At 57.6% G+C, this 11,177-nt stretch carries 10 protein-coding genes; 5 read left to right on the forward strand and 5 right to left on the reverse strand.

Annotated features, from left to right (window positions below; all coding sequences use genetic code 11):
• From VGE80_RS15415 to VGE80_RS15425, 3 genes are all read right to left on the reverse strand, one after another.
• A partial coding sequence (locus VGE80_RS15415; protein ID WP_440593283.1) for a hypothetical protein occupies nucleotides 1-221 on the reverse strand: 221 nt, incomplete at its 3' end.
• Nucleotides 222-353: 132 nt separating this feature from the next.
• Entirely contained in the window at nucleotides 354-1,136 is a 783-nt protein-coding gene (locus VGE80_RS15420; protein ID WP_373650592.1) for an SDR family NAD(P)-dependent oxidoreductase, read from the reverse strand.
• Nucleotides 1,137-1,395: 259 nt separating this feature from the next.
• Nucleotides 1,396-1,929: a thioredoxin family protein gene (locus VGE80_RS15425; RefSeq protein ID WP_440593284.1), complete on the reverse strand. Its 534-nt coding sequence runs from the start codon at nucleotides 1,927-1,929 to the stop codon at nucleotides 1,396-1,398.
• Nucleotides 1,930-2,113: 184 nt separating this feature from the next.
• On the opposite strand from VGE80_RS15425, the gene VGE80_RS15430 reads away from it, so the two are divergent.
• The 4 genes from VGE80_RS15430 to VGE80_RS15445 all read left to right on the forward strand — a co-directional run bounded on the left by VGE80_RS15430 (nucleotide 2,114) and on the right by VGE80_RS15445 (nucleotide 7,271).
• Nucleotides 2,114-2,365: a VF530 family DNA-binding protein gene (locus VGE80_RS15430; protein ID WP_397571306.1), complete on the forward strand. Its 252-nt coding sequence runs from the start codon at nucleotides 2,114-2,116 to the stop codon at nucleotides 2,363-2,365.
• A gap of 228 nt (nucleotides 2,366-2,593) precedes the next feature.
• Complete coding sequence (locus tag VGE80_RS15435; protein ID WP_440593285.1) at nucleotides 2,594-3,859, forward strand: metallophosphoesterase family protein; 1,266 nt, start codon at nucleotides 2,594-2,596, stop codon at nucleotides 3,857-3,859.
• Nucleotides 3,860-3,908: 49 nt separating this feature from the next.
• Nucleotides 3,909-4,034 (forward strand): hypothetical protein, encoded by a 126-nt coding sequence (locus VGE80_RS15440; protein ID WP_373650595.1) that lies wholly within the window; start codon nucleotides 3,909-3,911, stop codon nucleotides 4,032-4,034.
• 81 nt (nucleotides 4,035-4,115) lie between these two features.
• Complete coding sequence (locus VGE80_RS15445; protein ID WP_440593286.1) at nucleotides 4,116-7,271, forward strand: AAA family ATPase; 3,156 nt, start codon at nucleotides 4,116-4,118, stop codon at nucleotides 7,269-7,271.
• Nucleotides 7,272-7,545: 274 nt separating this feature from the next.
• Here VGE80_RS15445 and VGE80_RS15450 read toward each other — a convergent pair whose 3' ends face one another.
• Together VGE80_RS15450 and VGE80_RS15455 are read right to left on the reverse strand one after the other, a co-directional pair.
• Nucleotides 7,546-7,644 (reverse strand): 50S ribosomal protein bL37, encoded by a 99-nt coding sequence (locus VGE80_RS15450; RefSeq protein ID WP_373650597.1) that lies wholly within the window; start codon nucleotides 7,642-7,644, stop codon nucleotides 7,546-7,548.
• Between the two features lie 637 nt (nucleotides 7,645-8,281).
• Complete coding sequence (locus VGE80_RS15455; RefSeq protein WP_397571303.1) at nucleotides 8,282-9,298, reverse strand: AAA family ATPase; 1,017 nt, start codon at nucleotides 9,296-9,298, stop codon at nucleotides 8,282-8,284.
• Between the two features lie 321 nt (nucleotides 9,299-9,619).
• Here VGE80_RS15455 and murA point away from each other — a divergent pair, with 321 nt between their 5' ends.
• Nucleotides 9,620-11,017 carry a UDP-N-acetylglucosamine 1-carboxyvinyltransferase gene (gene murA / locus VGE80_RS15460; protein ID WP_373650599.1) on the forward strand — a complete coding sequence of 466 codons (1,398 nt, stop codon included), beginning with the start codon at nucleotides 9,620-9,622 and terminating at the stop codon, nucleotides 11,015-11,017.
• The last annotated feature ends 160 nt before the right edge of the window (nucleotides 11,018-11,177 follow it).

Raw genomic sequence — 11,177 nt, forward strand, 5'->3', positions numbered from 1 at the left:
GCCAGTCTGAGACCCGTCAGCAGGCTCCGGTTGACCCAGCCGACAGAGGTCGCTTCGCGGCGATAAATACTGACCACGAACACAACCACGATGACAGCACCGACCAGGACCGCCCATTGGGGTTCCGGCCAGTGCCAGTCGAATCTCCACGCTGTCCCTTCGCCCGGTCGAGGAGCACGCAGGCCAAGATACCACGCCAGAAATCGTTGAATTATGTCCATTAACACTGTTGTCGCGTAGGTGTTGGTCACACCGGAGCAGTGTCCGATGTGACCTGGCTGTCATTCAGAGATCCTTGAGCGTACAGAGAATCCCGCCGCGGTACGAGCGGCGGGATTGTGAAGGGGACACGACTACATGGAACCTTCTGCCCGGTTGGACCACCAGGGGAGACTGACACCCCCATCGATCGTGACCGTGCTGCCGGTCATATAGTCGGCGTCGTCACTCAGGATATAAGCCACGCCCTTGCCGATTTCGTCGGGGCGACCCAGTCGCTTCCAGGGAAGAGTCTGAGCGCCGGCGGCGATCTGTTCTTCGGTGAAGAACTTGCGCTCACCCGGTGTGTCGATCCAGCCTGGATGAACAATGTTGACTCGGATGCGGTGCGGTGCGAGTTCGATTGCGGCCGTGCGTGCCATGTGGTCGATCGCGGCCTTGGCCATGTTATAGGCCATGGCGGTCGGGATGGGGATCACGGCATGAGGCGAACTGATCACCACAATCGAGCCACCCGAGTTTTGCTTGACCATCTGCAGTGCGGCGGCGCGAACACCGTAGAAGGCACCCCACATGCCGACGTCGATGGTTTTACGGAATCCTTCCAGATCCGCTTCGAGCATCAGTTGTCGGTCGGAGTAGACGGCGTTTGAAACGAACAGGTCAAGTTGTCCGAATGCTTTTGCCGTTTCGGCAACCATTTCTTCGACCCGTTCACGATTCGCGACATCCCCCTGAAGGGTGATGGCTTTGCCGCCAAATCCCCGAATCTCCTTGGCCACTTCTTCCGCTTCACCGGCGTGTGAGAAGTAGTTGATGGCGACATTCGCACCGGCCCGACCCAACTCAATCGCGCATCCGCGACCGATTCCTCGAGAAGCCCCGGTAACCAGAACATTCTTCCCCGACAGTTTCATCCCCACAACTCCCAATGCAACAACTAAGCGACGTGACCGGAGTACGTAATTTCTTCCGATCCGGATTGTCGCGGATTATTGCGCGGGATGCGAGAGATGCCACCTTCTTTCATCAAAGGGGCTGTTTTCAGAAACGCCTGACAGCGGGGCCTGTTGATCAGGCAAAGTCCATTGCGAACAGGTGGGCCGGGTTCCGCCGAGAAGCCCCCGCGGGATCTCTTCATCGCAAGAGAAGGTTAGTGCCGCCGACATCGCTGCGTCAGCGTTCGAGCGTCGCGGATCCGGCCTGCTGAATTTCGGAACGTTTATCCAGAACGGTCGCGACCGTCTGCTGAAATGCTTTGACGTTCGCGAAGCCTTCGGCCTTGTGGATGAAGTCAGCCTGCGGCGTCAGAAAAACTGTGCTGGGCAGTTTTTCAACGTGCAGCATTTTGACCACTTTCTTTTCTTTGTCGTAATCGAGGTAAACGGGGATAAATTGACTCTCAATCAGAGTCACGATCCGTTTATCGCTGAATGTTTCACGGTCGAGTTTGTGACAGAACGAGCACCAGGTCGCTCCGAAGACAATCATCAGCGGCTTGTTCTGCTCGATCGCAATCTTTTGAGCGGCCTGCAGATTTTTTTGCCACTTCACCTTTGGTGTTGCGACCTTCGACGGGGTTGCGACTTTTGAGGGGGCCGAGACCTTGGATGTCCCCGAGGTCTTGGGGGCGGCACGGGACAGACTTCCCGTGACTCCAACCAGCAGTCCGGCTCTAACGCAGTCCAAGCAGAATGTGCGACGATCCATGGGCCAACCTTCCAGAGTAGTCGGACATCTGTCACTGGCGATCACTACAGATCAATATCGGCGGTTCCGAACGGTTTACTGGCCTCCTTTTCATCGAATCCCGCGACAATTTGCGGTTTTTTCTCATGTTTCCTACGATTTCGGTGAGAGACTGCCTACTTGATTGAACAGATGGACTTGCGTAGTGAACTCGACACACCCCAATGATCCGTTGCATGGTGTAACGCTCGCCGTGATGCTCGAAAGGCTGGAACGCGAATACGGCTGGGATGGGTTGGCTCAATTCATTCCGGTCCGCTGCTTCCTGTTCGATCCCAGTATGAAATCGAGCTTACGCTTCTTGCGGAAAACGCCCTGGGCTCGTGCCAAGGTCGAAGCGCTCTACCTGCGCACCGTGTCCGACGAAGCCCCAAACGGGGAGAACAACCCGTCCTGATAAACTGGTGGATTTGTGCGTAACGATGCTGATTTGGGGTGTTTCGGGGTTTTCCGATGGTTGTGTCGATAGTACACTCTCGGGTATCCGCGCAGGGACCGCGTGCAGCGTCGTACTGAAGTTCGGTCATCGAAACAGGGGACGCACGGGAGGAATACGCAGGTCAGCGCGGATCAGTTCGACAAACGACAGGTCGAAGACGGTTGTATCGGAAGGGATGCCGTGAGGGTGACAAAACCACTTCGCTTAATTCATGCTGCGAATTTGCAGCTGGACTGCCCTTTGCGTGGACCGGGCACACTGAATGAGGATGTCCGCGAGATCGTGGAACTCGCCACGATCACCGCGTTCGATCGAATCATTGCCAAGTGTCTCGAAAAAGATGTCGAAGGATTGCTCATCACCGGCAACACGTTCGACGCCGGTTATCCCAGTCTCGCCGCAGAAGTCGCTCTTCGCGAAGGCTTCACGCGGCTGGCCGAACGTCAGATTCCCGTCTTCGTGACCCCGGGCCGCATGGACCCCGCTACGGCATGGCAAGAAATCCCCACACTGCCTGAGAATGTCAATCTTCTGCTGGAACCTCGCGAGGCCCCGGTGGAACTGATCGACAAAGGAAGGCTGCTGGCACTTCTCTTGCCCGTCACACCAGAGACATCCATCGAACCGGAAGAGCTGACACGCCTGCTGGGAGATCGGGGGGATCCGCAAAGTGGACGCCCGCTGGTGGTGGGGATGCTGATTTCCGATCGGTCGACCGACCGGCGCGATCGGCCGCGGCTGTCGACGACTCGCTTCGCTGCACTGGATTGCCTGCTGTGTCCTGCCGGAACGGACACCGAATCGCTCCCTCTGATTGACGGTCATGTCTTAGCACAGGCTGCACCGCAGGGAATGAGCGCGAGCGACACCGGTATACGTGGCGTGACACTGCTGGAAGTCGACGGTCAGAAGAAGACGAAGCAGATCGCCATTCCCACGGCTCCTGTTCGCTGGGAATCCCTCGTGCAACTGGTGGATCATGTCAACAGCCGTGACGACTTGCTCGAACGGATGGTCGCACAACTGGAGCGACTGCCGCTGATCGAGGGCGAAAATGTCCGGATCATCGACTGGAAGCTCGATCGTGAATCGGGTGACGCACGAGGCTGGGAGACGGACGCGATGGCGGCCGATCTGGCATCGGCACTGACGGAACTGACCGACCAGTACGAAGGGCTGCGGTATGTCCATCGGGTGCGCCCGCTGGAACTGGACCTGACCATTATCGAACCGGCCCATCGTGAAGTGTTGACCGAGTATCTGCTGGCGTTGGAACGTCGGGCTCCTGCCAATCCCCAGGCTTTTTCACGGTGGATTACGGAAGCCCGAGTGGAAGAGGTCCTGAAGTCAACCCGGTGGGAAGAATGGGCCGAAGCGATTCCGACCGAGCAGGTGACTCAACTGGCACAGCAACTCGGCTGGAAATGGTGTTCGAATATCGGAAAGAAGTAGTCCGTGACCGACGCCGATATCCCGGCCCGGTGACAGACGGATTGAAGTGATGAAGAACGATGATTGGAACGAGAAAACCCAGGCGGCGGCAGCACTCACAGCGGGTGAGGTTCGTCTGAGCGGCCTGAATGAAAACGATGAAACAAGCTTAGATGAAACAAGTTTAGAGGTGTGACCCACCTGCGTTGGTTGAGCGAATTCCGTGTAACGCTGCGTCAACACACTGCCTCATTCATCGCCGTGAGAGAAAACACTGATGCGGATCACTGGGATTGAGATCGAACGATTCGGCGTCTGGCAAGATTACCAGCAGCCTTTGAATCGCGAAGGACTGACCGTCTTTTACGGCCCCAACGAAGCGGGTAAGACCACGCTGCTGCGATTCATTCGTGGTGTGCTTTACGGTTTTCCTCCGGACGAACAACTGACGGGCCTCAAGAAAAAAGCACGTCGCGAAGCACAGTCGGGGCTCTTGCGTGTCGAACACCGATCAAACCAGTACGAGATTCGACGAACGGGCTATGGTGAGGATTCCGGCATTCTGTCCGTCAATGGGATCCCCAATGGCGAATCCACCTCCGCCTTCATGGAAGAATTGCTCGCCTCAACGGATGAAAAGCTGTTCGAATCGGTTTTCGCTGTCGGACTTCCCGAACTTCAGCAGTTTGCCACGCTGACCGCTGATCAGGTTGGTGACCATCTTTACGGCATGACCCTGGGACCTCAGGGACGCGTGCTGATGGAACTTCCCAACCGCGCAAACCAGGAACTCAATCGGTTACTGACTGCCAACGGTGATTCCGTCATCGCACAACTGTTGAAACGTCGCGAAGAACTGTCACGGCAGACGGGAAGCACCGCCCGGCAGCGCGATCGATACCGAGAACTGCTGCGTAAAAAATCGGAACTCGACGAACGGGTGGTCAAGCAGCGGAGTCGGCAGACAGAGCTTCAGGCCAAGATCCGGGGTTACGGGCATCTGGAAAAGGTCCATCCACCCTGGTCGCGCTGCCGGGAATATCGGCATGAACTCAATCAGCTTCCTGACTTCAGCGCCTTTCCTGCGGACGGAGTGACACGCCTTGAGCGGCTTGAAATGGACATCAACTCGGCTGTCCGTTCCCGTGAGTCGCTTTTGGCAGAAGTCTCACAGATCAATCAGAAGCTCGCTTCGATTCGCATTGATCCTGAAATCCGACGGTTCTCGGGGGCCATCCAGATCCTCGTCGAACAGCGGGCCCTGACGAAGGACGTCGAGCCGCGGGTTCACGAACTCGAGGCAGAGGCCGCGAAGCAGCAGCAGGTCTTAAATGGTCTGCTCACGAATCTGGGTTCGCACTGGACGATGGAGCGGCTGGATGCGGTGCAGGATTCTCCGGAAGCCACTGCGCTGTTCATCAAAACGGCTCGTGATTACGAATCGATCGGGACGAAAACCCGTCGGATGCAGCGCCGATATCGCAAGGCAAATGGCCTGAATCGCGACAAGGAAATGGCACTGCGAACGGAACTTCAGGAGCATGGAGTTCCGGCAGAATCCTTGAATGAATCGATCGATGTTGCACAGAAGCGATTCGAGGGACTTGTCGATCTCGGTCGGTGGCATTCCAAAGAGACACAACTCGAACACCAGACCTTCGGGATCGATGAACAACTCGAACGTCTGCACGATCGCCATGGCATCCCCAACTGGATTTATGGAATTCTGGCGTGGTTCACCATCGCCGGATTCGCCCTGTTTGTCGCGGGGGCCTATGCCGCCGTTTATACCGGCTGGCTGGTGGGTCTGGTCTTCATCGTCCTGTCGGTTTTCGCCGGGGCCACCGCCTGGGCCTTCCGAACGCACTTTGAGCACCATCTGCAGGAACAGGTCTCTCAACTGCGCGATCAGCGCCGCGAAATTGAGACCAATCGCTGGACCATTCTCCGTCACATTCAGACCTTCATTGATCAGAATGGATTACGTCCCTGGGTCGGGGCGGAAGTGGCACCGCAGCAGTTCGCCAGTGGAGAGCTACTGGCGAAGGCATCACGCCGAACTGCCGATCTGGAACGGGTGCAGCGCGAGTACACCCAGGTGCTGCAGCTCCGGCGCAGGCTGAGTGCATTCCGCGGAAAGTTGCAGATTCAGCAGCGGGAACTCGCAAACGCCCGGAAAAACTGGTGTCAGGCTCTCTCGAACCTTGGTTTGGATGAGACCGTCAATGTCGATGCCGCCATCGAACACTGGAAACAAGTCATCGTCGCCCGCGACCGGCGGAAGAAACATCTCGCGGTTGTGGAGCAGTCTCGCGAAATTCGCCGGTCCTTCGATCGATTCCAGAAGCAGGTCGAAGAGCTGGGCCACCGCATGCAGCGACCGTCGCTGAACTACTCGAATCCGTCCGAAGTGGTCGATCTATGGGAAACGGAGCTGCGAACCGCTCGTGAACTGGTCCATGAACGGTCTCAGCTGCGAAAACTGCATGTTCAACGACGGCGGGAAGCGGTCGACTTTCAGCGCAAGATCGATGTGCTGACCAAGAATCACGATGCCTTGCTGGCGCTGGCTGGTGTGACGCATCGTTCGCAGTTAGAGCATCGGCTGGAATTGATGGAACGGCGGAAGAAAGTCGAATCCCTGCTGGAACAGTCGACGCGCGAGCTCGAGCATCTGGTGCAGTCCAACCCGGACCTGGCTGTCGTTGAAGAAGATCTCTTGAGGTACAACCCCAAGGACGCAGCCGCGCTGATCAAGCAGTTCAATGACGAACATGATGAGCTGGACCGGCTTCTTCAGCAGACATTCGAGCAAATCGGAACGATCAAGCAGGAATCGAAACAGCTCGAACAGGACCGACGCGGCACCCGCATCCGGCGAGAGCTGGCACAGGTCGAATCAGAACTGCATTCGGCATGGCATACCTGGTTCGCCGCGTCGTTGTCGGAAGAAGCGATCGAGGAAGTGGCGGCTCAGTTCGAGCAGGCCAACCAGCCCGAAATGCTGGCAGCCGCAATCCCCTTCCTGCAGAAGCTGACACTCGGCAAGTATCACCACCTCTGGACGCCGCTCGGCCGAAAGCAGCTTTTCGTCGATGATGACAAGAATGAATCACGGCCAGCGGAACGCTTGAGCGGCGGAACGCGCGAGCAATTGTTCCTGTCGATCCGCCTGGCGATGGTGAAAGCCTTTGCGAAGAATGGCATCGATCTGCCGATGGTGCTGGACGATGTGACTGTGAACTTCGACCAGGACCGGTCTGAAGCGGCGGTCGACACGTTACTGGACTTCACACGCGACGGTCAGCAACTGCTGGTCTTCACCAGTCACCTGCACTACGCTCAACTCTTCGAGAAGCGAGGCGTTAAGCCGATCTATCTTCCTTCGCGGCATCCCACGGGGGGAGTCGTTGAAGAGCGTCGAGCCGGGTGAGTGATTGCAGGATTCACGGGCCCGAGATTCGGGTCCTGTACAGGCTGATCTCGTTTGGAACGACCCCTAAAAACGAAAAACAGGAGCGAGGCAGTTATTGCCTTGCTCCTGTTTTTCGTTGTTTCAAGGGGTTTGTCAGCTTTGCGGCCGGTTCGCAGTCAGCACGTCCGCGGTACTCGCCGCAAAACGCACAAAAGTCCGACGCAGCCGAACACCCCGAGTATCAGCCAACCGGGCTTAACCCCCGGTGATGGCAGGCACTACCTCAGTGTGATCACACACCCAGCTTGCGTCGGCGGGCTTTGCGGGCCTTCGAGCTGGCAGGACGTGAACCGTGGTTGGCCTTGTTAACCTTGCGAGTATTCTTCGCCATTTTTGCTTCCTTTGTGTTGAGACGGCGAACAATGCCGCACGTTGTCATTTTGGTTCGAGAAACCGCACCAGAATTTCTGTTCGGTTCCGGCCGAAAGTGGCCAAATATTATACCAGAACAGCCTCGTACACAACGCGGCACCCGAAAGCAGCCTGCGTTCTGTGGAAGCTTGTCCGAGATCTCGTTTCAACGGAAGAAATCGAAGGCCTGACAAACTGGCGGAATGAGTGGCTCTCCCTGCCAGTTCGCGGCGTCACAATTACTTACCGTACTTCTGCTTACGGATCTTGCGTCGCTTGATCTTCCAGCGACGATCTCGTTTCTGCTTCGTCGTCAACTTCACTTGTTTCATGTCGAACCCCTTATGGGACTAATGCCAATGTGCCGGCAATGGCCGGATTATTCGAGCCCGAGAAGATAGCAGCACATCCTGATTTCGGAAAGTGTGGACGCACCCTCGGCGAGGGATTATCGGCTACAACGGGTAAACTCACTTGCAAAATCATGCTGCGTGACGTTCACCCCGGCATTTCGCCTTCGCGTTTTTCGGTGTCGCCTGCCTTCAGTACAACGCTGCCTCCGGTCGATGTGGTTCCGCCTGTAGCTATCTGGTGACAGGCAGGGATGCGGCGTGAGGTCACACGTACTTCGGGATTTTCGGTTCCGGAACTTCGTCCAGCAGCCGGGCGACCACCGATTCCGGCGTCATTCCTTCCGCCTGAGCCTGAAAATTCGTGGCCAGGCGATGACGGAGCACTGGAATCGCGACCCGGCGGATGTCGTCGATGGACACACTCGGGCGTCCGTCCATCGCGGCCAGCGCTTTGCCGCCGGAAATGAGGAACTGTCCGGCGCGGGGACCGGCTCCCCAGTCGACCAGCTCGCGAACGAACTTCGGAGCGCTTTCATCGAGCGGCCGTGTCGCCCGGACCAGGCGAGCCACATAGTTGACCGTCAGGGGGCCGATTTCGATCGCGTGGATCTGCTTCTGCAGGTACAGAATCGATTTCGCGGAAAGAACTTTGCGAACTTCCTGACGTTCGGTCGAGTTCGCGGCATGCAGAATCTGCTCTTCTTCCGCCAGATTCGGGTAGTCGACTTTCACGTTAAACATGAAACGGTCGAGCTGTGCTTCCGGGAGAGGATACGTTCCTTCCTGCTCAATCGGGTTTTGTGTCGCAATAACGAAGAAGGGTTCGGGAAGGCGGTAAGTTGTCTGGCCGACCGTGACTTCCTTTTCCTGCATCGCCTGCAGAAGAGCCGCCTGGGTCTTGGGGGGCGTACGGTTGATTTCGTCCGCCAGCAGCACGTTGGTGAAGACCGGGCCTTCGACAAAACGAAACTCGCGGCGTCCCGCATCGTTTTCGTCGAGCACATTGGTGCCGGTGATGTCGGAGGGCATCAGGTCGGGAGTGAACTGGATCCGCTTGAACTGGACATCCAGAATTTGAGCAATCGTCGAGACGGTCAGTGTCTTCGCCAGACCGGGGACACCCACCAGCAGGCAATGCCCCCCTGTGAAAATGGCCGCGAGAATCTGCTCGATCACGGCATCCTGGCCGACGATGACCTTGTGTAATTCTTCGATCATCAATTCGCGATGTTTCCGAAACCGCTCCAGAAATTCGTCGAAATCCGGTTTCTTTTCAGCCAAGGCAGGCCCTTTCCTACTCGCAAATCAGTCACGACACCGGTCAGCCGGCCCGAATCACGCATCAATTGATGCGGGTTGTTTCCCGAACAGGGAAATCTCAGCATCCTTTGTCTTTCACACACAGTCCACTGTACGGTACGTGAATGAAGATGAAAAGTTGTGGATCGGGATTGTCGAGACTTCCGGGCGGGACTTTCTCTGGTAGCATACAGGGGCTTGTCAGCCAGGAAGGCCGGGTCGCATCGCTTCGTGCTGCCGCAAACAGTTGACGCTGTTTCAACAGGCCGGAACGGATGCAGGTTACTTGAGGGAGGTCCAGGGATGGACATGCTTGTCGTGCGTGGAGGTCGCCCCCTGCGTGGTCGCGTTCGGGTGAGTGGAGCCAAAAACGCCGCTCTGCCGATCATGGCTGCGGCCCTGGTCGCCGAAGGGACTTCCGTTCTGCACGGTGTTCCCGATCTGGTTGACGTCACTACCCTCTCAAGTGTGCTCCGTTCGCTGGGGATGTCGGTCGATCGTCGCCCTGACGGGGCGTTAGCCCTGACTGTGTGTGACGAGCAGCGTTGTCTGGCGGACTATGAACTTGTCAGGCGAATGCGTGCCAGTGTCTGTGTCCTGGGACCGCTGCTCGGTCGGCGAGGTCGTGCCTGCGTCTCGCTGCCGGGAGGGTGCAACATCGGGCACCGGCCGATTGATCTTCATCTGAAGGGGCTGCGGGCGCTGGGGGCCCAGATCACGATCGACCGCGGATATGTCTTCGCTCGGGCTGACAAGCTGACTGGTGCCGATATCTATCTGGGGGGCTCGTTCGGCAGTACGGTCACTGGTACGTGCAACGTCATGTGTGCCGCTGTTTTCGCTCACGGAACGACGACCATTTCTGCCGCCGCATGTGAACCGGAAGTCGTCGATCTGGGACGGTACCTGAACGCCATGGGGGCGAAAATCGAAGGGCTGGGAACTCCGTTTTTACGCATCGAGGGGGTCTCTCATCTCTCGGCAGTGGAACACACGGTGATCCCGGATCGAATTGAAGCGGCCACGCTACTGATCGCAGGGGCCATTTCCGGGGGCCGATTGCAGATCGAAAACCTCGATCCGACCCATCTCGCGGCGGTCATTGATGCACTCCGCACAATCGGGATTATGGTCGAGACGCATGACAGAACGGCGATTGTCACCGCCCCCGAGAGACTGCGGCCGCTCGATATCACAGCGCTCCCCTATCCTGGCATCCCCACGGACGTCCAGGCTCAGTTCACGGCCCTGCTCTCGCTAGCAGAAGGAATCAGCATTGTTACGGACAAGGTCTTTCCCGACCGGTTCATGCACATTCCTGAACTGATGCGAATGGGGGCGAATGTGCGCCGTGAAGGGGCCAGCTCGATTGTCAGCGGAACTCCGAATCTCACCGGTGCCTGCGTGATGGCGTCTGACCTGCGGGCGAGCGCCGCACTTTTGCTCGCGGCACTCGCAGCAGACGGAGAATCCGTGATTCGACGGGTTTATCATCTCGATCGGGGCTATGAACGTCTCGAGAACAAGCTGAATCAGGTGGGAGCCGATATCCGCCGGGTGAACGATCAGCCGGACAACATGCCCGCCAGCTTGCAGCTTTCCGAGGACGAACAGCAGCCGCTGGCCCTGGATTCCAGCGATTCACCCCCACCCCCCAAGTTCCTGTCTCGCAAGGATGCCACGGTTCCGCAACCGCAGTAAGCAAACGGGTCAGTCAGCGCCACACCGAACGGAATGCGGGTGATACCGCAAGTCGGGGCCGGGGCGGCGAACGCTTCCCAGCTGCGGGACTCGTCCGCAAGGGGTATCGACCGATGGCGTTCCGGAAACGACGAAGGGATGTCACCGGCATTGCCGATGA

The sequence above is a fragment of the Schlesneria sp. genome (assembly GCF_036405755.1).
In the GTDB taxonomy this organism is placed as follows: domain Bacteria; phylum Planctomycetota; class Planctomycetia; order Planctomycetales; family Planctomycetaceae; genus Schlesneria; species Schlesneria sphaerica.